This window comes from Metabacillus kandeliae, assembly GCF_021166585.1.
Lineage (GTDB): Bacteria > Bacillota > Bacilli > Bacillales > Bacillaceae > Metabacillus_B > Metabacillus_B kandeliae.
In genome coordinates this window covers 126,553-149,110 of record NZ_JAJOZE010000002.1, presented here as the reverse complement: position 1 = coordinate 149,110, position 22,558 = coordinate 126,553, and the positions used below count along the sequence as shown (strand labels likewise).

At 44.7% G+C, this 22,558-nt stretch carries 20 protein-coding genes; 12 read left to right on the top strand and 8 right to left on the bottom strand.

The window, feature by feature from the left end; all coding sequences use genetic code 11:
* Positions 1–2: 2 nt before the first annotated feature.
* The 3 genes from bla to LRR81_RS07700 all read right to left on the bottom strand — a co-directional run bounded on the left by bla (position 3) and on the right by LRR81_RS07700 (position 3,929).
* Positions 3–875, bottom strand: coding sequence for a class A beta-lactamase (bla, locus tag LRR81_RS07710; RefSeq protein WP_231788765.1), 873 nt, complete (start codon positions 873–875; stop codon positions 3–5).
* A 154-nt stretch (positions 876–1,029) separates the two neighbouring features.
* Entirely contained in the window at positions 1,030–2,763 is a 1,734-nt protein-coding gene (locus tag LRR81_RS07705) for an ATP-binding protein (RefSeq protein ID WP_231788764.1), read from the bottom strand.
* Positions 2,745–3,929 carry a beta-ketoacyl synthase N-terminal-like domain-containing protein gene (locus tag LRR81_RS07700; RefSeq protein WP_231788763.1) on the bottom strand — a complete coding sequence of 395 codons (1,185 nt, stop codon included), beginning with the start codon at positions 3,927–3,929 and terminating at the stop codon, positions 2,745–2,747. The genes LRR81_RS07705 and LRR81_RS07700 overlap by 19 nt, the downstream gene beginning before the upstream one ends.
* A 161-nt stretch (positions 3,930–4,090) precedes the next feature.
* Between LRR81_RS07700 and LRR81_RS07695 the strand changes: the two genes are divergently transcribed.
* The 8 genes from LRR81_RS07695 (at position 4,091) to LRR81_RS07660 (ending at position 13,398) form a co-directional block, all read left to right on the top strand.
* On the top strand, positions 4,091–4,546 hold the full coding sequence (locus tag LRR81_RS07695) for a hypothetical protein (RefSeq protein WP_231788762.1): 456 nt from the start codon (positions 4,091–4,093) through the stop codon (positions 4,544–4,546).
* A 93-nt stretch (positions 4,547–4,639) separates the two neighbouring features.
* Complete coding sequence (locus tag LRR81_RS07690; protein ID WP_231788761.1) at positions 4,640–5,413, top strand: CPBP family intramembrane glutamic endopeptidase; 774 nt, start codon at positions 4,640–4,642, stop codon at positions 5,411–5,413.
* A 391-nt stretch (positions 5,414–5,804) separates the two neighbouring features.
* Positions 5,805–6,857, top strand: a complete 1,053-nt coding sequence (locus LRR81_RS07685) for a LacI family DNA-binding transcriptional regulator (RefSeq protein ID WP_231788760.1) — start codon at positions 5,805–5,807, stop codon at positions 6,855–6,857.
* A gap of 76 nt (positions 6,858–6,933) precedes the next feature.
* The gene (locus LRR81_RS07680) at positions 6,934–8,163 is read left to right on the top strand and encodes an ABC transporter substrate-binding protein (protein ID WP_231788759.1); all 1,230 of its coding nucleotides are present in this window, start codon (positions 6,934–6,936) and stop codon (positions 8,161–8,163) included.
* Positions 8,164–8,333: 170 nt separating this feature from the next.
* Positions 8,334–9,170 carry a carbohydrate ABC transporter permease gene (locus tag LRR81_RS07675; protein WP_269448574.1) on the top strand — a complete coding sequence of 279 codons (837 nt, stop codon included), beginning with the start codon at positions 8,334–8,336 and terminating at the stop codon, positions 9,168–9,170.
* On the top strand, positions 9,170–9,988 hold the full coding sequence (locus LRR81_RS07670) for a carbohydrate ABC transporter permease (protein WP_231788758.1): 819 nt from the start codon (positions 9,170–9,172) through the stop codon (positions 9,986–9,988). The genes LRR81_RS07675 and LRR81_RS07670 overlap by 1 nt, the downstream gene beginning before the upstream one ends.
* 39 nt (positions 9,989–10,027) lie before the next feature.
* Positions 10,028–12,220 carry an alpha-galactosidase gene (locus tag LRR81_RS07665; RefSeq protein ID WP_231788757.1) on the top strand — a complete coding sequence of 731 codons (2,193 nt, stop codon included), beginning with the start codon at positions 10,028–10,030 and terminating at the stop codon, positions 12,218–12,220.
* 215 nt (positions 12,221–12,435) lie between these two features.
* Positions 12,436–13,398: an L-lactate dehydrogenase gene (locus LRR81_RS07660; RefSeq protein ID WP_231788756.1), complete on the top strand. Its 963-nt coding sequence runs from the start codon at positions 12,436–12,438 to the stop codon at positions 13,396–13,398.
* Between the two features lie 27 nt (positions 13,399–13,425).
* Here the strand turns inward: LRR81_RS07660 and LRR81_RS07655 are convergent, their stop codons facing one another.
* The 3 genes from LRR81_RS07655 to LRR81_RS07645 form a co-directional block, all read right to left on the bottom strand.
* Positions 13,426–14,769, bottom strand: a complete 1,344-nt coding sequence (locus LRR81_RS07655) for a DJ-1/PfpI family protein (protein ID WP_231788755.1) — start codon at positions 14,767–14,769, stop codon at positions 13,426–13,428.
* A 190-nt stretch (positions 14,770–14,959) separates the two neighbouring features.
* Positions 14,960–15,139, bottom strand: coding sequence for an aspartyl-phosphate phosphatase Spo0E family protein (locus LRR81_RS07650; RefSeq protein WP_231788754.1), 180 nt, complete (start codon positions 15,137–15,139; stop codon positions 14,960–14,962).
* A gap of 876 nt (positions 15,140–16,015) precedes the next feature.
* On the bottom strand, positions 16,016–16,192 hold the full coding sequence (locus tag LRR81_RS07645) for a hypothetical protein (protein ID WP_231788753.1): 177 nt from the start codon (positions 16,190–16,192) through the stop codon (positions 16,016–16,018).
* 179 nt (positions 16,193–16,371) lie between these two features.
* Here LRR81_RS07645 and LRR81_RS07640 point away from each other — a divergent pair, with 179 nt between their 5' ends.
* Together LRR81_RS07640 and LRR81_RS07635 are read left to right on the top strand one after the other, a co-directional pair.
* Positions 16,372–17,013: a TetR/AcrR family transcriptional regulator gene (locus tag LRR81_RS07640; RefSeq protein ID WP_231788752.1), complete on the top strand. Its 642-nt coding sequence runs from the start codon at positions 16,372–16,374 to the stop codon at positions 17,011–17,013.
* Positions 17,014–17,028: 15 nt separating this feature from the next.
* Positions 17,029–18,540 carry an FAD-dependent monooxygenase gene (locus tag LRR81_RS07635; RefSeq protein ID WP_231788751.1) on the top strand — a complete coding sequence of 504 codons (1,512 nt, stop codon included), beginning with the start codon at positions 17,029–17,031 and terminating at the stop codon, positions 18,538–18,540.
* A gap of 133 nt (positions 18,541–18,673) precedes the next feature.
* Here LRR81_RS07635 and LRR81_RS07630 read toward each other — a convergent pair whose 3' ends face one another.
* Positions 18,674–19,540, bottom strand: coding sequence for a hypothetical protein (locus tag LRR81_RS07630; RefSeq protein ID WP_231788750.1), 867 nt, complete (start codon positions 19,538–19,540; stop codon positions 18,674–18,676).
* A gap of 153 nt (positions 19,541–19,693) precedes the next feature.
* Here LRR81_RS07630 and LRR81_RS07625 point away from each other — a divergent pair, with 153 nt between their 5' ends.
* Positions 19,694–20,047 (top strand): DUF488 domain-containing protein, encoded by a 354-nt coding sequence (locus LRR81_RS07625; RefSeq protein ID WP_231788749.1) that lies wholly within the window; start codon positions 19,694–19,696, stop codon positions 20,045–20,047.
* 66 nt (positions 20,048–20,113) lie between these two features.
* Here LRR81_RS07625 and LRR81_RS07620 read toward each other — a convergent pair whose 3' ends face one another.
* On the bottom strand, positions 20,114–20,947 hold the full coding sequence (locus LRR81_RS07620; RefSeq protein WP_231788748.1) for a manganese catalase family protein: 834 nt from the start codon (positions 20,945–20,947) through the stop codon (positions 20,114–20,116).
* A 327-nt stretch (positions 20,948–21,274) separates the two neighbouring features.
* Here LRR81_RS07620 and LRR81_RS07615 point away from each other — a divergent pair, with 327 nt between their 5' ends.
* A complete protein-coding gene (locus LRR81_RS07615) occupies positions 21,275–22,315 on the top strand; it encodes a hypothetical protein (RefSeq protein ID WP_231788747.1) in 1,041 nt (346 codons plus the stop codon).
* Positions 22,316–22,558 lie beyond the last annotated feature (243 nt).

Sequence of the window (22,558 nt, the reverse complement as noted above, 5' to 3'; positions counted from 1 at the left end):
AGTTAGTTCGCCTCACGCAGAACAATCTTTGCAGCATCCGCAATCAGCTTATCGTCATATTCAGCATCTTCCGTATCCTTGCTCGAAAAAATCGCCATAACAATAGGCGCCTTGTGCGGCGGCCATACAATGGCAATATCATTGCGGGTTCCATAGCTGCCAGACCCTGTTTTATCACCGGCTGTCCAGCCTTTTGGAAGGGCTGCCCTGATCAGCTTATCTCCTGTTGTATTTCTTCTCATCGTATCCACCAGGAAGGCTTGCTTGTCTGGAGGAAGCAGCTTTCCGGTCGTGAACGCCTTTAAATCGAGGGCGAAAGTCCGCGGTGTGCTCGTATCGCGAATGTCTCCCGGAATCGCTGTATTTAGTTCTGTTTCATAGCGTTCGGGCTCTGTTACTTGATCTCCGATATTCCTTAAAGACTTCTTGAATTCCTCAGGGCCGCCAAGCTCCTTCAGCAGCAGATTGGCTGCCGTATTATCGCTGTAGCGGAGGGCGGCATCGCAAATTTCTTTCAATGTCATGCCTGTGTCTGTATGCTTTTCGGTGATCGGGGAGTAGGTGACAAGATCGTCCTTACTAAAGTGAATGACTTTGTCCATAGCAACCAGTGAATTCTTCTGCAGCAAGACTCCGCAAGCAAGCGGCTTAAGGGTCGATGCATAGGCAAAACGCTCGTCAGACTTGTAGGAAACTTCTTTGCCTGTCCCGGTATTGATGGCATAAACGCCAAGGCGTGCGCCGTACTTTTTCTCTAGCTTGGCCAATTTGCTTGCGGGATCCGGAGCTTTCTCCTGTGCCTTTGCGAAACTCGTAAAGCCGGCCAGTGCCGCTATAAGAACAAAACACAATAATCCATTGAGCCATCTTCTCATCTGCTTTCACCCTTTCGTATTGAAAATACACCGCCATCTTACCAAACAAAGCGGAACAAATGGACAGTTTGCTGGAAAATGGGCCCTTCGGATGGAAAAACAGGAAAATCTCCCCGCAAAAAAGGAAGCAGAGACCAATATCTGCTTCCTTTTTTCATGCGCTTTCCTGTAATTCAGGAAAGGTGATGGTAAAGGCGGTGCCTTTGTTAATTTTGCTTTTCACCTGCATCTGGCCTTTGTTTTCTCTGATGAGCTTCAGGCAGATCGTCAGGCCGATGCCTGTTCCTTTATCCTTTGTTGTGAAATAAGGCTCTCCGATTCTTGAGAGGCGCTCCTTTGTGATGCCTGTTCCATTGTCTATCACACGAATTCGGACGCGGTGATCCTCTTTGTCGAGGACAATCTTCACCTTGCCGCCTTCCTGCAGCGCTTCAAGACTGTTTTTGACGAGGTTCATCAGGATCTGCTTCAGGTGATCTTTTTGCATTTCCACAACAGGCTGCTCTGTACACCTGTTTTCAATAATGAAGCCTTTATGTTCATTAGAGGCAACACCCTGAAAGAGCAGGTGGATTTTATTGATTTCCTCCATCACGTTGATGCTCGAATGGTTTTGGTCCTCATTTTCCTCGGCTTCAGGCCTTGCGAGAATAAGCAGCTGCTTTAATACATCATCAATTCGGTCGATTTCCTCAAGCATGATATTTTCATAAATCGGCTGGTCATTCTTTTCCTTGAAAAGCTGGATAAAGCCTCTGATGGTTGTTAGCGGATTGCGCAGCTCATGCGCAATGCTTGCTGCCATCTCGCCGAGCACCTTAAGCTTTTCCGAGCTCAGAAGGATTTGTTCATTCCGTTTCTGCTCGGTAATGTCAATGCCGAAGTGAAGAACGTACGGCTCTTTCCCGTAAACGGTAATTTCTCTTGAGTGCCAATGAAGAAAGCGGCGGCTGCCATCTTGGTCTGTGACTTTTTGAACTCTTTTTCGGCTGGTAAGAGGGAGATCAACGGTAGAAATCACTGCTGCAAAATCCTGGCCGATCAGCTCTTCCTTCGAAAGGGAAAACAGCTCGCAAAACTGGGCGTTGACCCTTACCACTTTATCGTGGCGGTTTTTAACGATAATACAATTGGGGCTTATGTCACTGATTGTCTCAAGAAACTGGTGCTCTCTTGAAAGCTCACGGTTGATTTTATAAATTTCACCTGACTGAAGCTGAAAAAAGCTAATGTACAGAAAGCCTGCGGCAAAAAGGGAATTCAGGCTTGATACATAGTAAGGCAAAAAGGTTATGCTAATGATCCCGTTTAGAAAAATAATCATGGCTGCGGTAATCAGCTTAAAATAAAACTTTTTTTCCTCGCCTGGCTGCAGTCTGGAAGCAGCCAAAAATAAGAAAAGGGTATTCAGAAAAACAAACAGCACACTGACGGTAAAGCTGATGTTATAGTCTCCGTAGACAGGGCGCCAATGGGAAGGATCACTCGCCGTGCTGCCGTCTTGCACAAACGATTCTACTCCGAGTGGCGTCATATTGAGAAAGTACACAATAAAGCTGTAAACCGTTAAGGTAATGAGCCCGCCCTTATTGACCGCATAAGCAAGCTTTGTGCGAATTTTGCTCTTTTTGACAAGAATATAGGCAAAATAATAGAGTGTCGGCATCATAAAGATGGGACCGAGTCTGAAAAAACGGAATAACGGGCCGATCGTCTCGATCGTCATAAACTCGTCGCCATAAAGAAAAGCAATTTCTGTCTGCCAAAGAGAGAGCAGCACCAGAAACAGCGATAAAGCTCTGGTCAGCGGATTTTTAGAGAAAAAAGGGATGGAAAAGGCGATCGCAAGCGGGATGGCTGCGATGGCAATCAATAGTGTGAATTCCATGGATGTACTCCTTTTGAGATTAGTGCAGCGCTGTTGTTTCCTCCGTATCCATGAGTGGTAATGAGAACTCTTTCAATTTTTCCGTATTGAACATTTTCATTAAGAGGAAGCTCTTTATAAAGAAGCGGATCAGCATGAATGACCGGCGGTATAAACTGCTTTTCCATGCTGATCAAGCTTGAAATAACCTGAAACATACCGGAAGCCCCCATTGGGTGGCCGATCATTCCTTTAATAGAAGTAATCGGAATGCGTGAAGCACTGAATCTTTCCCGGTAAATTCGTTCTTCAATTCGATCATTTTCTTCCAGTCCGAGCGCCTGGCTGTTGATATAATCAGGAAAGCCGTAGCGCAGGCATTCGTCAACAGCCTTCAGCAGCTGTTCGCCTGCAGGATCAGACGAATAGGGGGATACTGCGTCCTGTGAAAGGCTGACAGCATCAATGGCACCTAATATCCGTGCCTTGCGCTTTTCCGCGTATTCCCTTCGCTCCACTACCACGACACCTGCTCCTTCCGACATGCTGAAGCCCCTTCCAGCTGAAAATGGCCCCTGATAGGTTAATAGAGGATCAAATGGCTGAAGCGAGCGAAGAGGGGTAAAGCCTTTCACAATCGTGTCAGAAAAAACCGCATCCACCCCGCCGGCTATGCAAACATCAGCCTGATTGGCTTCAATCAGCATTTTCGCCATATAAAGAGCATCAAGTCCTGAAGTGCAGCTATTACTAATTGTAAATGAAATACCAGTCATACCAAAAGCGGCATTAATACTAGTTGAGAGCGAATTCGTGTTCATATTCCCTACCGCATAGGACGATATCCTTTTTTTAGTAATTGTTTTTCTTGAGTAAGCTTCAATCTCTGCCAGCATACCGCCGGAGCTGCCGATAATCACAGCAGTGCGGGCACCCTGAAATGTTGCTTTTGCTTCCGCAACGGCCTCTTCAGCAGCCTGAAGCAGAATATTTACCGGCTTCGGATGCTTGCTCATGCCGCGTTCTTTCAGCTGCTCATCCGTAATCCGGCCCGTATAAAACATTTTTCCATTATAATTTTCTGGTTTAACAATACAGGTGCCAGTTCTGAGAATATGGGAAAATTGTTCGATGTTCGAAATAGACGGCCCAACAATGCCGCTCCCTGTTATGACTGCTGACGTCATATATATCGTCCTTCCGGGTTACTTTATAAACCTATTTTACTATTTAACTCCAATTTAGGAAACGAAGGGTAAGGAAAAGCAAAAGTTTTATCACTTGACAAAATTGGAAAATATTGCTGTCCTATAACTAAATGAACAAGAGAAAGGGAAGGGCTGGCACAATGAAATTCTTTGTATCCGAAGACCAGTGGGATCTCGCGGGCTACACCGAACATTTAAAAACCTTGCGGAGCCGAATGAATGAGCAGGCCTATTATTTCTTTCATCACTCTTCCTTTCAATGCGCCCATATTTACAAGATTCTGCTGAAAAATGGCTTTAACCCTTTGGAAGAAAAACAAAGGACAAATGACCCAACCTATATTCAGATGTATATCCGTCACTGTGAAGGCAGGCTCTATAGAGTGGAATGGAAGGAAGTGACGAGGTTTTTCTTCGACTATGGCCACTCAGGCAGCCAAGGTTCTGTAATGGAGAGAGGACTGGATGACTGGCGGTGCGATGAAATTTTTCCGCTGGATGACAGCCTTTTAGCTCATGAAATTGTCCTGGCTTCGAAAACTACTATTCTAATCTATTGCCGCGATATTATGCTGACAGAATTGGAAGGACACTAAAATAAGTCAACGATTCCATTATCCAAAATCCAAGGATATCCAGGAAAAATTCAATCTGAAATAAAATAATCAGATGCGAAGGTGAAGCAAGGGATGGCTCTGCTGCTTTGGAAGCAAGAGAACCGTCCCCATGCTTCAGGAAAGGAGTTCTCCATGCTATCAAACCAGTTAACTCAATCAGAAAAGACTGAGAGTGAAAGCAAGAAGCCCGGATGGCCTGAAATTGGAATCATGGGGCTTGCCTATTTCATCATTGTGATTGGAATTGCTCAAATCATTAATAGCTATACAGAGGACAGTTCGGTCCTGAGCGGAATTAGTTTTGCTGCATTATCCGGCATAGCCGGATTGGGTGCTTTCCTTGCGGCATATGTTTTGCGCATTCGCTCTGCCTCGGCTTTTGGCATCAGGAGGACATCTGCACGGTGGCTTCTTGCTGGCATTGGTTTCGGGATTGGTGTCTTATTATTCAGCCTGATTGTCGGTCTCATTATGTCTAATATAGGATACAGCGGTAACAACACACAGGCGGCTTATCAATCTGCAGCCGGCGGAGGGACACTGGCATTCATCGTTCAATTTCTGATGATTGCGGTATTAACACCGCTCGGTGAAGAATTCGCTTTCCGCGCTGTATTAGCCAATGCGCTGAAAAAGTATGGTCCGTGGATTTGTATAGTGGGGAGCGCTTTTATTTTTGCCATGGTTCACGGTTTGAATGAAATATGGCCGGCTGCTTTTGCCACGGGTTTGGCCACTGGTTATTTGTTTTACCGGACGGGCTCAGTCTGGCCGGGGGTTATCGTCCATGCAACCTACAATGGCTCAATCACGATTTTAACGGCCATTGCTGCGGGTTTTCAGTAAAACCACGCGGAGGGTTCTCTTGCTTTAAAAGCAGCAGAGAACCCTCCACCTGTATTTAGTTGTCCAATACCGACGTAAAAAAATATAATGCTTTAAAGCAAAAAAATCAGCTGCTGGATTTACTGTTGCAGCCTTTTCTGAAAACTCAGGAAAGGCTTTTTTGAATCCTCTTAAGCTGTTTTTTTTCTATCCACCCATCCTTTAGGTACATGCAAGTTAAGTTAACTAAAATAATTCAGTTGATTTACTATACATATAAACAAAAAGTGTTAGAGTAGAAAGAAAAATAAGATAATTTATTGCTTTTTTAGAGTAGCACTGTTATATTTTAGTTAATATTTAGTTAACTTTACTTTTTATTTAAGTAAATTTAACTCATTAAGGTGATGACATGATAACAATAAAAGATATCGCAAATAAGGCGAACGTATCTACAGCAACTGTTTCCCGAATATTAAATAACGATCAAACGCTGTCAGTCTCGGAAGATACAAGAAAACGAGTGATGGAGATTAAAGAGGAATTAAATTATAAGCCTTCACGTCAACGGGGTTCAAAGTACAGTACCTCTGCTGAAAGACAAACCTATCATATTGGACTGATCTCTGCCTTGTCACAGGAAGATGAAATAAACGATCCTTATTTTCTTTCCGTTCGTCTCGGAATTGAGCTTGCATGCCAACAGCTGTCAATCAATATTGCCGAAACAATCAGGGCAGGAAAAGCAGAAAAGGCTCCAAATCTCAATCATTTGGATGGACTGATCGTAGTTGGGGGAATTGATCGTCATTCTATCAATGCAATCTATTCTAAAGATGACCATGTTGTTTTTGTGAATCACTCAGAGGATAACGGCTCCTATGATGTTGTGGCAGCCGATCTGGAAAAAGCAACAATGGAATTAATTGAATGGCTGCTTGAACTGAAACATACAGAAATTGGATTCATTGGCGGGATTGATGATATTAAGCGGGTGGACGATGAAGAAATTATTCTGGAAGCAGACGATATTCGAAAACGGGCTTTCGTCAGAATGATGTCTGAGAAAGGATTGTACAGAGAAGAAAATGTGCTTGTGGGCGAATGGGGTCCAAATGGCGGTTATCAGCTAATGAAACAAAGGCTGGAAAAAGAAAGTTTTCCAAGTGCCTTTGTAATCGCAAGTGACCCTATGGCTATAGGAGCGCAGCGAGCCATGCATGAGGCAGGGTTAAAGGTTCCGGATGATGTTTCACTGGTCAGCTTTGATGATATAGAGGCCGCGGAATTTTTGAACCCACCTTTAACAACAGTGAAAATCCATACCGATGAGATGGGGAAAACAGCTGTTAAACTATTATGGGACAGATTAAACGGCAGGAAAATTTCTATGAAGGCTACTCTTGGGACAGAGCTGATCATCAGAAGCAGCTGCAGAATAAATAATAACAAACTAAGGGGGTGATCAGTACATATGTGCTGACCCTGAGGGGTTTTTTGTACTGTTAAGTAAGCGTTTACAAATTCAAGGGGGAATAAAGATGAAAAAAGCGTTGGCAGTACTAGTGGCTGGATCATTAACATTGGCCGGGCTGAGCGGATGCAGCAGTCAGGGAACTTCTGCAGATGGAAAAGTGAAAATTGAATTTTTTCAATATAAGCCTGAGGCAAAGGGAACGTTTGACAAGCTCATTGAAAAGTTTGAAAAAGAAAATCCGAAAATTGATGTTGTTCAGTCCAATCCGCCTGATGCGGAGACCGTACTGAAAACACGCATGGCAAAGCGTGATCTTCCTGATGTGGTGGCAATGGGCGGGAATTCTTCATTCTCAGAGCTGTCGCATGCGGGAGCGTTTGAGGATATGTCGAAAGACAAGAACTTAAAGGACATTAAACCTGCCTACGTGCAAATGCTGAAGGATATTACAGGATTAAAAGAAGTATACGGCATCCCATATGCAGCTAATGCGGATGCGGTTATTTACAATAAAACGATTTTTAAAGAACTTGGCCTTGAAGTACCAAAAACATGGGATGAATTTATCTCAACTGCAGAGAAAGTGAAAGCAGCAGGAAAAATCCCCTTTTACTTCACCTTTAAAGATGCCTGGACAACACTGCCTTCCTACAATGTTCTTGCGGCCAATACAGAAGGAGACAGTTTCTTTAAAGATTTGAACAGCGGCAGCACTGCCTTTAAAAATGGACATAAAGAAGCTGTTGAGAAGTTTTTAACTCTAATCAATTACGGACATAAAGATCAAAACGGAAAGGCATACAACGATGGCAATACAGCCTTTGCAAAAGGCGATTCTGCGATGTATCTGCAAGGAATCTGGGCTATTCCGGAAATCAAAAAAGCGAACCCGAATATAGACCTCGGTGTTTTCCCTTATCCTGTGACCAATACTCCCGGCGAGTCCAAAGTAGTCTCAGGTGTTGACTTGCTGCTTGCCCTGTCTTCTAATACGAAGCATAAAGCAGAAGCAGAAAAATGGATCAATTTCTTAACTTCTGACGCAACAGCGAAAGAATATTTAAAAGAGCAAAATGCTTTTTCTGCCAAAAATAATGTTACTCAGGATGACCCTTCTCTTGAAGGTCTGAAAGAGACCTTTGCCAAGGGCGCTGTGACAGATTTCCCTGATCACTATGTTCCAATTGCGGTTGGTCTTGAAAAACAGCTGCAGGTTCTTGCCATGAACAAAAATGCGGATCAATATTTGAAAAAACTAGATACAGAATGGAATAAAGTAAAAGACCGCAAGTAAGAGACAAGAGGAGAGATTGGGACACCCGGTTTCTCCTTTTTTAAAAAGGAGAGTGAATGTTGATGAAGAAAGAGCCTCTTGTCCTGCAGACACCGGGCAATATACCAGCAGTCAAAACGAAAGTAAAACGTGCAAAAGGGGTGAAAGGCAAAAATACGGCTTATTATTTAATGACCCTTCCAGCGGTTCTCCTGTTTTTTGCTTTTCACACCTTCCCGGCTCTTCAGGGTGTCTTCTACTCCTTTACCAATTGGGATGGGCTGAGCTTGACATATGATTTCGTCGGTTTTAAAAACTACCTTAATCTCTTTAAAGATGCGAATATCCTAAGCTCTTATTTATTCACCTTCAAGTTTGCCATCGTTGCAACGATCCTTGTTAATGTTCTGAGCCTTCTCATCGCCATGGGGCTTAATGCCAGAATTAAATTCAAGAATTTTTTCCGTGCGGTTTATTTTTTGCCGAACGTCCTCGGAGTCCTGATCGTAGGCTTTATTTTTAACTATATTTTTGCGAATGTTGTGCCTCAGCTTGGAAATAGACTTCATATCGGTTTTTTGTCCGTTAATATTCTTGGCAGTGAAAATCTGGCCTGGATCGGTATAGTGATTGTTGCTGTCTGGCAGGCGTGTGCGTTAAATGTCATTTTGTATTTATCCGGATTACAGACGGTGCCTCAGGAGCTGTATGAAGCATCTGCGCTTGATGGTGCTAATAAATGGCAGGAATTCTGGAAAATTACCTTTCCGATGATCGCTCCGTTTTTCACCATAAATATGGTTCTTGCGATGAAAAATTTCCTAATGGTCTTTGACCATGTTATTGCGTTAACGGGCGGAGGTCCTGGCGACTCCACTCAGTCGATTTCCCTCCTGATTTATAAGGGAGGCTTCCAGGGCGGGGAGTTTGCCTATCAATCTGCCAACTCTGTTATTTACTTTATTGTGATTATGCTTGTTTCCGTGTTTCAGATGAAAGTACTTCAAAAAAGGGAGTTGGATATGTAATGAACGCAAGGAAAAATTGGCCTGTGACTATCCTGATTGCACTGGGCTCCCTGTTTATTCTCTTTCCGCTTTATATTGCTATTTCAATCGCCCTGAAAACTCCAGAAGAAACAGCGGCATCTGTCCTGTCCTTTCCAGCTGTTTTTCATTTTGAAAACTTTGTAAAGGCCATTGAGGTGACAAATTTCTTTGCAGCATTTAAAAACAGTGCTTTTATCACCGTACTTACTGTGGTTTTTACCATTTTGACAAATTCGATGGTAGCTTATGCGATTGCAAGGAACCTGCACAAAAAGTTTTTCAAAGGCCTTTACTATTATTTCATAGGCGCCTTGTTTATTCCCTTTCCGATCATTATGCTTCCTGTTGTGAAGCTGACTTCCGGCCTGGGGATGACGAACCCGGGAGGCCTTGCCTTTTTGTATATTGTGTATGGAATGGCTTTTAATACATTCATTTATGTCGGCTACATCCGCTCCATTCCGATTGAGCTGGAGGAAGCAGCCATCGTGGATGGATGCAGTACATGGGGAGTTTTTTGGAGAGTCATTTTTCCGCTACTGACACCTATTAATGCAACGATTGCGATCTTAACCTGCTTGTGGGCATGGAATGATTTTATGCTTCCGTTAATCATCTTAAATGATCCGGCTGATTCGACGCTCCCGCTTGTGCAGTATATTTTCCAATCAGAATTCGGAACAGATTATAATCTTGCTTTTGCCTCTTATATTCTGGCGCTCTCGCCTATGGTAATTGTGTATATCTTTGCTCAAAGGTGGATCATTGGCGGAGTCTTAAGAGGAGCTATTAAGTAACAGAATCCTTCATTCAGACGAAATAGGAGTTGATGCAGTATGGGAATCTTCTTTAATGAAGAACAAAAAACATTTCACCTGCAGGGAAAAGACACAAGCTACGTTTTGCAGGTTTATGGAGATGGCTATCTTGCCCACCTTTATTGGGGGAAAAGGCTCCGGCAATATCGGCACTCGAATACGCTGCAATTTGTAGACAGAGCTTTTTCGGGAAATCCTTTCTCTGCAAAGGACCGAACATTTTCGCTTGATACGCTGCCGCAGGAATATCCAGGTTACGGAAACACGGATTTTAGAGCTCCTGCCTACGAGCTGCAGCATAAAAATGGAACAACTGTGACAGATTTGCGCTACGAGAAACACGAAATATTTGATGGAAAGCCGCGGCTAGAAGGCTTGCCTGCTGTTTATACGGAGGATAACCAGGAAGCTGCTACACTGGAAATCACTTTGAAAGATCAAGCTTCCGGGGTAAAAGTCATTCTCTTGTATACTGTCTTTCACGATCGGAATGTGATCGCCCGGTCTGCCCGGATCATAAACGGAGGAATAGATCAGATTTCTGTACTAAGAGCTTTAAGTGCCAATGTGGATTTCAGAGATGATGAGTTTGATTTTTTGCAGCTTTCCGGTGCATGGGGAAGAGAAAGGTACATGGAAAGAAATTCTCTGCGTCCCGGCATTCAATCCATTGAAAGCAGGAGAGGGGCAAGCAGCCATCAGCAAAACCCTTTCATGGCCCTGCTTAGAAAAGGCGCGGGGGAAGAATCCGGTGAAGTATTTGGCTTCAGCTTTGTTTATAGCGGGAGTTTCCTTGCCCAGGCTGAAGTAGATCAGTTTCATAATACAAGGGTTTCCCTTGGCATTAATCCCTTCGACTTCAGCTGGGTTTTAGAATCCGGGGAAAGCTTTCAATGTCCGGAAGCCATCATGGTTCATTCACATGAGGGACTCGGCGGCATGTCCAGAACCTACCATGACCTGTACCGCAGCAGGCTGGCAAGAGGACAGTACCGCGATAAAGAACGGCCGATCCTTGTGAACAACTGGGAAGCTACCTATTTTGATTTTACTCCTGAAAAAATTGAAGAAATTGCAAAAGCAGGACAGGAGCTTGGCATTGAGCTGTTTGTCCTTGATGACGGCTGGTTTGGCAAGCGGAACGATGATAAAACATCTCTTGGAGATTGGTTTGTGAATAAAGAGAAACTTCCTGGCGGGCTGGATGGCTTAGCCGAAAGAGTGAACAGACTGGGATTGCAGTTCGGTTTATGGGTCGAGCCTGAAATGGTCTCAGAAGACAGCGAGCTTTATAGAAAGCATCCTGACTGGTGCCTGCATGTTCCAAATCATGACCGATCCACCAGCCGGGATCAGCTCGTTCTCGACTTTTCAAGAGAGGATGTATGCAAAGCCATTACAGAAGCGATTGCAGGTGCTTTAGCAAGCGCTCCTATACAGTACGTCAAGTGGGACATGAACCGCAGCATGACGGAAATCGGGTCAGCTGCATTGCCGCCGGAACGGCAAAGGGAAACAGCCCATCGCTATATGCTCGGACTCTATAGTGTGATGGAGACCCTTACATCCGAATTTCCCGACATTTTATTTGAAAGCTGCTCAGGAGGAGGAGGGCGCTTTGATCCCGGTATCCTCTACTACATGCCGCAAACATGGACAAGTGACAACACGGACGCTGTATCCCGGCTTAAAATTCAATATGGAACAAGTCTTGTTTACCCGGTTATTGCCATTGGAGCCCATGTCTCCGCTGTTCCAAATCATCAGGTTGACCGCATCACTTCGATGGGCACCAGAGGAGCGGCAGCCATGTCTGGAAACCTTGGATATGAACTGGACTTAACCGAATTAACAGAGCAGGAAAAAGAAAAAGTGAAAGAACAGATTGCTTTTTATAAGGGTATCAGAACAATCGTCCAGTTTGGGGATTTTTACAGGCTGAAAAGCCCATTTGAAGGAAATGAAACGGCTTGGATGTTTGTTAAACAAGACAAGTCAGAGGCAGTTGCTTTCTTTTTCAGGGTTCTCGCAGAACCAAATGCCCCATTTGGCAGAGTAAAACTTCACGGGCTCGATGAAGATAAAACCTATCAAATAGCTGAGACAGGACAGGTTTATGGCGGAGATGAATTGGCTCATTCAGGACTGAGCATACCTGCTTCATTAAATGGAGATTTTCAAAGTCTTGTGTGGAGAATAAAAGAACAGTAAAAAAGCTGCTTTTGCAGCTTTTTTTGCTATGTGATCAGGAGCTCTTTTCTTCTTCCTGCAATTCTGTCAAGAAGTCTATACACGAAGGTCAATTTCTCTGTAACAAATCACTCACATTTCCCTGCATGAGCCCATTGAATTCCAGCACCATCAGAGGTAAACTGTAATTGTGAAATGATTCACAAATAAACTTTCTTTGAAAGGGTGCTTCACAGATGACAAATGAACGGGTGAACACGGTAGCGTTAATCGGTACGGGATTTGTTGGCTCAAGCTATGCCTTCGCAATGGTAAATCAGGGGATTGCAGATGAACTGATACTGATTGATCTGAATGAAGAAAAAGCGATGGGCGATGTGATGGACCTGAATCATGGAAAGGTATTTGCACCGTCTCCGACAAAAATTTCGTATGGCACTTATGGTGATTGCAGCCAGGCGGACATTGCCGTCATTTGTGCGGGGGCAAACCAGAAACCGGGGGAAACGCGCCTTGATCTAGTTGAAAAGAACTTAATCATTTTTCAATCAATTGTCAGCCAGGTCATGGCGAGCGGATTTAACGGCATTTTTCTTGTCGCGACAAATCCGGTTGATATTCTCACCTATGCTGTTTGGAAATACAGCGGGCTGCCGAAGGAAAGAGTTATCGGCTCCGGAACCATTCTGGATACCGCCCGCTTCCGCTACTTGCTTGGCGACTATTTCAAAGTTGCGCCAAAAAACATTCACGCCTATATTATCGGAGAACACGGTGACAGCGAGCTCCCTGTCTACAGCTCAGCGGACGTCGGCGGCGTACCCGTCTTATCTGTTATCCAGCGGGACAATGACTACTCCCTTGAAGATCTGGATCAGTTGTTTGTCAGTGTAAGAGATGCCGCTTACCAAATTATCCAGGCAAAAGGGGCAACCTATTATGGCATTGCGATGGGCCTTGTCCGCATCACAAAAGCCATCCTGCATAACGAAAATGCGATCTTGACCGTTTCTGCCCATCTTGACGGCGAATACGGTGTAAAAGATGTCTACATCGGCGTGCCGGCCATTATTAACAGAAGCGGAATCCGTGAAGTGATGGAGCTTGACTTGAACAGTGAAGAACAGGAGAAGTTTTCACAAAGCGCAGCCGTTCTCAGGAAAATTATTGAGCCGCATTTCAGCGGTTCGCTGAAATAACAAAAGCAGCCCTCGGGCTGCTTTCTTTTATTGAACAAGCTTCTTCCTTTTTCTCCGCCACTCAAGAGACGCGATCAAAAGCAAGCTGAGAAGAAGGGATGCCAATGGAATGGCGGCTGCTGTCACCTGCACAGGGCTGCCGTTCAGCGCAACGGCATTTTCTCTATATTCCAAGCGCTTTGCCGCATAGTTTGCCGTTAGGTTGTTTGTTTCTCTCGCCAGATCTTCGAGCGGCGGTTCCAGCACAAAGCGTTTTGGCTCTCTGGCGTGCAGGTAGGTGAAATCAGCTTTCGGCTGCATCGCGGAAAGCCTATTTGCCTGGTTTCTGGCTGCTGTGATGGCATTCGTTCCAGGGATATAGATGTGATCCAGAGCCGGCGCCTGCTGAAAAGAATAGCGGGGAAGAAGAGAGAGCTGATGCTTTGTTTTAACAGGAGCATCAAAACGGGACACGGAGACCGCTTTTGAAGTGCCGGAAGCAGGGTACGTATCATAAACAGAGGCAAGTGCTGTCTCCTGCATTCCTTCATATAACAGGACGCCGATTTTCTTTTTAGGAGAGAAAGCGATGTTGAGATAATAAGGAACATCCTTCGCATCACTGTAATAAGGTTTCATGGAAGTGTCCTGAAGATAGCGGGTGCCGGTGTAGTTGATTTCCCTTGCAGCTTCAGCGGCTTTCTGTTCACCGGCCATTTTGGAAATGAGATAAAGGGTGGCATCAATGCCGGATGTCAGACCGGCAGAAGAAATATATTTCCCGTCTTCTACAAACCGGCGGTCGCGGACCCAATTTACGGCAGGGTAATTTTTCATTTCGTTCCCGATCCTGCTCCAGTGGGTAGCCGCCGATTTGCCATTCAGGAGGCCGGCCTTTGCGACATTTACCGCGCCGCCGCAAATGGAAAGAATGGTGCCTGCATGAGCGGCATGCTTGCGGAGATAGGCATCAACAGGCTCATAAGCCTTGTCATCCATGTGAAAAATATAGGGAACCACAATCACATCAGGGCTTTTGCCCAGCAATTGATCGAGCTGGCTAAACGTATAATGCGGAAGAACATCAAGGGAACCGCTGAGGGAGACTGCCTGATTCTGAGAGGATACAGCATACACATTAAAGGCTTTCGTGCTGGATAATAATTCATACGGAGCAAGAAAATCAATGACTTCTGTCGTTCTGCTTCCGAGAAGAATGGCAACCGTTGGCTTGGATGAATCATGAGGAGGCGGAGAGGGCTGATAGACGGCTTTCGCTTTTTTGCTTCCATACATACTGTCTGCATATTCACTGGCACCGGTTAATCCGATTGCAGCAAGCGGCAAAAAAATGATGGCAAAATAGAGGCAATACCGGAAAAGTTTTTTCATTGGAACGCTCCTTTTCGCTTTCGTATAGCCTTATTGTATGGCGGAAAAAGGAGGGTTCCTACTGCAATAGTTCACGATTTAAGGGTGAGAATATTCATGAATATGAAGAGGCACCTATGAGGTTTATTTTTTGTGGATGCGCTTACATTAAAAGATACAGTTTAGGGAGAGCACTAAAAAAGGCAATATCCTATTTCTTTAATTCCTTCTTTTGATAGACATAAATCCACTGATCAAGCTCCTTGCTGATTTTGAGAGTATTTTCACTATTAAAGCCTTCTTCAAGACCCGCACTGATCAGTTTGCCTCTAAGCTGAGAGATGATCGTCATTACATCTGGTTCGTATTCTGACGCCGTATGCAGTTCCATCTTAGCAGCCCCTCCCTATGTTAATAGTCCTTAGTTATATAGTAACATAATTTGTTTGTCTTGTAATAAAATGGGATTACATTTTTATATTGTACCAGCTTTTAAAGGCTTGTGCATAGAATTTGTTTTTTGTTTTACTGGAATAATTGCCAGTTAAATCAGAAGGCAGGATTAGCCAGCCTTCAGCCGGCTCTAACATTTTATAATGTTAATCCCCTGATGATCTTTCGTGCTTTTTTTAGGTGATTTTACTAAAACATCATTTACTTCAGCACTAATATTTTCAAAGCCTGCTAAATTTTTAGCCTCTATTAAAAACCATAGTGTGTGATACCGTTTGAATAGCTGCAGCTGCCTTTGCTGATTTTACTAAACTTATACTGCTTAACATCTGGGGGAGTAAACAAATTTGGCCCCAGTATGGGCTTAGGCGAACAGGAAGGCTGGTGATAAAACTTAAAGTGTTTTTTTTACCATTTCGATTTTGTCATGAAACGCTCTCCTCAATTAATGATCACAACCACTATAATACCTTTTTTGGAAAATAATGAAACGTCCCTACTGCTCAGTAAAATAGGCCTGTCAGTCGAAAAAGCTTTAAAAAGAGGAAGATCACCCTATTGTTAGTTTCCTTTTGAAAACAGTGACTATTGATTTGGGGAAATTGCGTGTCAAAATAACTGTTTTTGAACAATGCGGGGGTTAACATTCCTTATTTATGGTGAATTAACAAATTTATTGCATATATTACAAAAAACGCTAAAGGTTGTGGAGGCAGTGCGCTAATGGAACAGGGGGCATCTCAACCCCGTTGGTTAAAAAGCAACCTAGACAAATTAAAAAACAGCGGCTCGCGGCCGCTGTTTTAATCATTAGTCAGTGTCCAAATTTCCTTTTCGCATAATCATTCAAAAACATAAGCGGAAAGGCAACTGCCGTTCCGATAATCAGGACTTGAAATCCCTGTGGAGTATTTAAGTGAACTAATGAATAGAGCAAGCTTACCCAAATCATGATGACCAGCAGCATGTGGAAATAGTGGAATTTTGTCAATCTCTGCACCGCCTTCAATTGTTGGTATCCGGAAACTTTTCATCAGCCAGTTAGTTGAGTATTTCCTTTTGTTTTGGAAATTGAAACCTATTTCATAGTAGGGTAAGTACTTACTTTACTTATGATGACTTACGGCATATGATGGTCACAAGAGGACATAGAGGAAAGGAGGAGATTCTTTGGATAATTTGTTCAGGGTGCTGAAAGAGTCACACCAAATTGATCTTCCTGCTGGTTTGACAGAAAAGCAGAAGGATATCACAAAGGCGGCGCTTGAGCTGTTTGCTGACCATGGCTTTAGCGGGACGACCACTCAGGCTGTTGCAAAGGCAGCACAGGTATCTGAGAAAACGCTTTTTAAGTATTACCGCAGCAAGAAGGAGCTATTTAATCAAACGGTGTATCCTGCGATGATTGCCTTTCTTTTTCCGGCATTGGTGAAGAGGGCGCAGGAGGTTGTGGCAGTAAACAGGTCAAAGGATGCGAGAGACATTATGCGGGAAGTTTTTCGCGACCGAATTTCTTTTGCTGAGGAAAATCCGGGAGTTGTGAAGCTGCTTGCACAAGAAGTGCTGATTAATCCGGATTTTAGGCATGTGATCAAGGAGCTGTTTACAGAACATGCTGTTCCAACGATAAAAAGCGTGCTGAAGCAGGCGGGAGGAGCGGATATCCCTGATGCTTCCTTAATTCGGATTCTTTTCAGCCTGCTGTCAGGCTATGTTCTGACAAAGAACGTGATTCTCCCAGAGACCGATTTTGATAATGAAGCAGAAATTGAGCTTATGCTGCAGATTTTCTTTCAGGGCATCAGCCAATAGAAGGAGTGATTAGATATGGAACTGCCGATACTCATTGTTGGAGCTGGACCTACAGGGCTTGTAATGGCTCTTCGTCTTGCAAAGCATCATGTTCCTTTTCGGATAGTTGAAAAAAACAGGGGACCTGGTGAGGCTTCAAGAGCGCTTGTTGTGCATGCGAGAACACTTGAGTTTTACCAGCAGATGGGGTTTGCGGAGGAAGTGGTGAAAGAAGGCATTCAAGTTCATTCCGGCCGGATCCGGGAAGGGACAGTGGAGAAGGCGGAAATTAAGATTCAGGATTTTGGAAAAGGCTTGAGTCCATACCCTTTTGCGCTCAGCTATCCGCAGGATCTTCACGAAAAGCTGCTTGTGAAAAAGCTTCAGGAAGCAGGCATTGAAGTAGAATGGAACACAGAGCTTGCCGCTTTTAAGGATGATGGAGAGAAAGTGACGGCTGTCCTTGTGAAAAATGGAGCCCAGGAAACATCCGAATACTCCTATATTTGCGGCTGCGACGGTGCTCACAGTACAGTGCGCCGGACATTGGGATTGGATTTTCCAGGGGGGACTTATGAGGAAACGTTTTTCGTTGCAGATGTGGAAACAGATACGGAGAATTTGAGGAGTAACAGCCTGAACATTTACCTTCAGGAGGAGGATTTCTTTTTATATATGCCTGTCAGAACGACGGGGATGGTCAGGGTGATTGGGGTCATCCCGAAGGCGTTCAGGAAAGACGATATTCAGTTCCTTGATTTTCAGCCGGATATTGAAGAAAAAACTGGGCTTGCTTTTAAAAAGGTGAACTGGTTTTCCACTTATAAGGTCCATCACAGGGTCAGCGGCCATTTTCGGAAGGGGCGCGCTTTTATTGCAGGAGATGCCGGGCATATTCACAGTCCTGCCGGCGGCCAGGGAATGAATACGGGAATCGGTGATGCGGTGAACCTGGCGTGGAAGCTTGCCGCCGTGAGTCTTGGAAAAGCTGATCCCTCCATTCTGGATACATATGAGGATGAACGGATCGCTTTTGCCAAAACGCTTGTTATGACAACGGATAAAGCCTTTTCTGTCCTGATCGGCAAGTCGTTCAGAAGCAAACTGCTGAAAAAGCTTGGTCTTTCGTATGCAGCTCCTTTTTTGTTCAGTTCTTCTGAAAAAGCGAGAAAAGCGGCATTTAACGCTGTTTCTCAAATTCGGATAAACTACCGGAAAAGCGGGATCAGCGAAGGGAGAGCGGGAAAGATTCTTGGAGGAGACCGCCTGCCATGGACGGGCGATAATTTTCAGCCGCTGCATGCGCAGGACTGGCAGCTTCATGTTTATGGAACGGCGAAAGAGCCATTAAAGGAGACGGCTGCTGCTCTCGGCTTGCGGCTTCATGAGTTTCCATGGAATAAGGAAGCGGAAAACAGTGGATTGATGCGGGATGCCCTGTATCTCGTCAGGCCTGATGGGTATGTTTCATTGGCATTGGCAGAGCAGGATGCGGAAAAGCTTCAGATTTATATGGAAAAACACGCGCTGTCTCCGCTGCAAAAATAAAAAAAAGCTCCGGTTTTCGCCGGGGCTTTCCTATTTAAATAAATCGTTCGAATTTATTTCCAAAGAAAAAAACGATGCCAGAAACCAAGGAAAGGCCAGCAATTTCTAAGATCGCCTGCATGGTGTTTGCTCCTTACTTTATAGATGTAATCATGCTTAATGATTGGATGATATCAGTTGTTTGAGGGGTAACTTCATACACGTTCTTCCCGCTTTGCCACCTTGCTAAACTGGTATTGTTTTTATAGTCGGCGATGACCCGGCCAAAGGCGTGCGGAATCGGAAGAGCATGGGTTTCAAGGAAATCAGCCATTTCTTTCGCCTGTGCGGCGAGATCTACATTGCTGTCTGTTCTTGCTTCTGCGCTTAAGTACCATCTGCCTTCATTCCATGAGACATACTGGGAGCCTGCTGCTCCTTCCTGCAGGGCTTTGATGCCATGCCCTATGTCAATATTTTGCTGGGTGACTTTTTGGTAGCCGATCGCTTCCCGTGCCTTTTCCTCTGATGAGCAGGCGGTTCCTTTTAAGGTGACGAGCCTGCTGCTATTGCCAAGATTATTTAAAGCCTTGTCATTAATGGGGAGCGGGGTTTCTGTCTGGAAAATGATCACGCTGTAGCCGGATGGCTTGCTGTCAATTGCTGCGGTGTAGTAAGGCGCTTTTTTATCCAGCACGTTTGGCATTTGAAAAGCGATATCTGTTTTCAGCAGCGGCTGAATATCTGCTTTTAGTGCAGAAAGGGTGGTATACCCTTTATCTTTTTTTTCATTTTTCGTTTTAGCGGGACTGCCTGCTGTATCCGTGTTTTGGCCGCCGGCTGGTTGATTGTTTTGTTCGTTCGACGTGTTATTGGACTGGCTTGTTGAGGAATCGCTTGACTGGCTGTTATCTGAAGGTGCAGTGTTTTTCTTCGGCTGGCTGCTGCTTTCATTACTGGATGTACAGCCTCCCAGAATCAATGCGGGAATAAGCAGGAGGGCTGCCATGCATTTTTTCATCGTGTAAAAACTTCCTTTCTCGAAGTATTTTCTTATTGTTATAACGATAAGATTCTAGTAATTGTTTCAAATTCCCCCCAAAAACTGTATTGAAAACAATGGAGGGATTTAGCAGATGATGGCGAAGGAAAGAGGGAAAGGGGGCATTCTGACATGACCGTTGTGATTAAGAGAGCATATGAAGAGGCAAAAAAAGAAGACGGCGTCCGGATTCTTGTCGACCGGATTTGGCCGCGTGGCCGCTCAAAAGAGGCGCTTCAAGCAGATCATTGGATGAAGGAACTCGCTCCTTCACCAGGCTTGCGAAAATGGTTCGGACATGATCCGGCTAAATTTGAAGAATTCATTGAAAAATATAAAGAAGAACTTGCGGATAACAAAGAGGCACTGGATGAACTGAAGAAGATTATTAAAGAGGAAGAAAAAGTGACACTCGTCTACGCGGCAAAGGATGAAGAACGCAACCAGGCTGCTGTGCTGAAAAAATTGCTTGCGGAAGGCATTTGATGCTGCTCTTAGTCTGATAACCCATTAAAAAGGCGCTCTTTTTCAAAGAGCGCCTTGTCCTAAATATTAAAGCTTCTTAACTTGCAATGGAGGTGTGCTGTGCATATATGGCGGCGGAGGATTCAGTTCCTGTTTGCCTCCGTATGCAGCAGGCTCGCTGTCATAGCTGAAGGTGCCTCTTCCGTCAGGAGAAATGCCGGATGCCCATGATCCTGCTTTGGCTTCTTCGCCTTCAGAGAAATTATAAAGCGTGTAGGAGAAGTCCGTTGCTTCCCATTCAGCCGGAACGGATGCAGGAACGGTAACACCCTGCTGTTCCTCCAATTCCTTAATAGCTGCATACCATTGATTTTGATGCATGGTGTCACGTGCCAGCAGGAAGGAAAGCATTTCTTTAATGCCGCGGTCTTCTGTCATTTCATACAGCCTTGCTACCTGCAGGCGGCCCTGTGATTCTGCATTAAGGTTGGCTCTGAAATCTGCCAGAATGTTGCCGCTGGCAACAATATATCCTGCATTCCAAGGAACACCTGCACTGTTTTCAGGAACTGCGCCAAGACCTGATACGATCGCATGGTGAGGGTTCATCCCGCCCATGATGGCTCCGATCATCGGATCTTTAGCTGCAGCCTCCTGCTCATGGACTGGTGCATCATCCAGAAGGCGGGCAATCATCGTCGCGATCATTTCACAATGTCCGATTTCTTCTGTTCCTGTGTCCATGATTAAATCTTTATATTTGGCATCACCGCGTGAATTCCAGCCCTGGAACAAATACTGCATCGCAACCGAAATTTCCCCGAACTGGCCGCCTAAAATTTCCTGAAGCTTTTTGGCATACAGCGGATCCGGACGGTCTGGCTTCGCATGAAACTGAAGTTCTTTTCTGTGAAAAAACATAAAGAATCCCACCTTCTTTTGAATTTTTTGCTGCGATGGCACCGGCATGCAGCGGGTTATTTTAAACCTCCAGACGAAAAAAAGAGCAGGGAAAAACATCCATTAATGGTGTCTTTCCCTGCTCATAATTCAGCTCTATCCTCTGATTATTTCCGCGGGAGGGGTGCTCAACTATTCAGATGTCTGTGGTTAAAAATGCTGCCTTAAAGCGCTGTTTGTCTTCCAGGCTATTAAAGGGTTACCCTGTAAAGGAAGGGATTTAAACGGCTTTTTGGCAGAATCTGTGAAAAAATTTAAATAGACTCATAGAAAAAGAGGTGAAAAGGCATGGAGATTGGGAGAGCGCGGCAGATTGCGGAAGAATGGGTGAGAAGCGCGGCTCCTGGTATGGCAGGCTTTAAAGGTGCCTATTTTGCAGGCTCTGCCGTTGAATTAAAGGATGGGGAGGAGCTGCCAGAGGCATCTGATTTGGACGTAATGATTGTGATCGAAAGTGAGAATCTTCCTCCTAAAGTGGGAAAGTTTTATTTTAAAGATGTGCTGCTTGAGGCTTCAAGCCTGTCCTGGCAGGAAATGCATAAGGCGGATATATCCTATCATCTCGCAAACAGCCTGAAGAAGGATACCATTATACTGGATCCATCTGGAGAACTGTCAGCTCTTCAGCAAAAGGTAGAAAGGAATTTTGCGAGAAAGGCGTATATTAGGGCCAGATGCCGGGATGTTAGGGAGAGAATTGAAAATGGCGTTTCTTCACTAAACATCGAGCAGCCTATGTACGATGCCTTTACTTCCTGGCTTTTCGCGGCAGGTGTGACAACTCACATGGTTTTAACCGCTGCGCTTGAAAATCCAACGGTAAGAAAACGGTATGCGGCAGCAAAAAGAGTGCTCGAGAGATTCGGGCTTGAGGAGCGGTATCCGGAATTTTTGGACTTGCTCGGATGCTCGGGGATGAGTGCAGAGCGGGCTGAGCACCATTTGGCACAGCTGGAAGTAACGTTTGACTTGGCGGCTGCAAAAGGGAAAACTCCTTTTTTCTTCAGCAGCGAAATCACCCCTGAAACAAAGGCCATCGCCATTTGGGGAAGCAGGGAGATGATTCAGAAGGGAGAGCACAGGGAGGCAGTGTTTTGGATCGGCGCGACTTTTGCCAGATGCCATAAAATACTGGCAGCTGATGCACCGGAGGAAGGATGTGCCCGTTATCCTGCTTTTCAGAAGTTTATGGAGGATCTTGGTGTCTTTTCGTATGAGAGTCTTGAGCAAAGAGGCGGGGAGGTTCTTCGGTTTTTACCGGGATTGGAGGAGCTGGCGGAGGCTGTTATAGAGAAGACATCTGAACCCCAGAGAATTCTCGGTTTATAACAGACAGAATGGTTTGAGATCATTGTTGGGGTTTGTTCAGATGAATGGCATGTATGTGAATGATAAGAGCTCTAGTGACAGAGGTTGCTTAGTGTTTTTTTGGGAAATATATGTTATATTCTTATTAGATATTTCATAAAATAAAAAGAGAACCCCTTGGTGCTGGTAACACCAAAGGGCTTCTAACATACAATCAGGTATCCCTCATGGGGGAAGGCCGATCAGATCGTTTTTAAAAACCAC

Coding starts and splice junctions, on each gene's coding strand:
- bla (WP_231788765.1), bottom strand. CDS start 875: ATGAGAAGATGGCTCAATGGATTATTGTGTTTTGTTCTTATAGCGGCA.
- LRR81_RS07705 (WP_231788764.1), bottom strand. CDS start 2,763: ATGGAATTCACACTATTGATTGCCATCGCAGCCATCCCGCTTGCGATC.
- LRR81_RS07700 (WP_231788763.1), bottom strand. CDS start 3,929: ATGACGTCAGCAGTCATAACAGGGAGCGGCATTGTTGGGCCGTCTATT.
- LRR81_RS07695 (WP_231788762.1), top strand. CDS start 4,091: ATGAAATTCTTTGTATCCGAAGACCAGTGGGATCTCGCGGGCTACACC.
- LRR81_RS07690 (WP_231788761.1), top strand. CDS start 4,640: ATGGCTCTGCTGCTTTGGAAGCAAGAGAACCGTCCCCATGCTTCAGGA.
- LRR81_RS07685 (WP_231788760.1), top strand. CDS start 5,805: ATGATAACAATAAAAGATATCGCAAATAAGGCGAACGTATCTACAGCA.
- LRR81_RS07680 (WP_231788759.1), top strand. CDS start 6,934: ATGAAAAAAGCGTTGGCAGTACTAGTGGCTGGATCATTAACATTGGCC.
- LRR81_RS07675 (WP_269448574.1), top strand. CDS start 8,334: ATGACCCTTCCAGCGGTTCTCCTGTTTTTTGCTTTTCACACCTTCCCG.
- LRR81_RS07670 (WP_231788758.1), top strand. CDS start 9,170: ATGAACGCAAGGAAAAATTGGCCTGTGACTATCCTGATTGCACTGGGC.
- LRR81_RS07665 (WP_231788757.1), top strand. CDS start 10,028: ATGGGAATCTTCTTTAATGAAGAACAAAAAACATTTCACCTGCAGGGA.
- LRR81_RS07660 (WP_231788756.1), top strand. CDS start 12,436: ATGACAAATGAACGGGTGAACACGGTAGCGTTAATCGGTACGGGATTT.
- LRR81_RS07655 (WP_231788755.1), bottom strand. CDS start 14,769: ATGAAAAAACTTTTCCGGTATTGCCTCTATTTTGCCATCATTTTTTTG.
- LRR81_RS07650 (WP_231788754.1), bottom strand. CDS start 15,139: ATGGAACTGCATACGGCGTCAGAATACGAACCAGATGTAATGACGATC.
- LRR81_RS07635 (WP_231788751.1), top strand. CDS start 17,029: ATGGAACTGCCGATACTCATTGTTGGAGCTGGACCTACAGGGCTTGTA.
- LRR81_RS07630 (WP_231788750.1), bottom strand. CDS start 19,540: ATGAAAAAATGCATGGCAGCCCTCCTGCTTATTCCCGCATTGATTCTG.
- LRR81_RS07625 (WP_231788749.1), top strand. CDS start 19,694: ATGACCGTTGTGATTAAGAGAGCATATGAAGAGGCAAAAAAAGAAGAC.
- LRR81_RS07620 (WP_231788748.1), bottom strand. CDS start 20,947: ATGTTTTTTCACAGAAAAGAACTTCAGTTTCATGCGAAGCCAGACCGT.
- LRR81_RS07615 (WP_231788747.1), top strand. CDS start 21,275: ATGGAGATTGGGAGAGCGCGGCAGATTGCGGAAGAATGGGTGAGAAGC.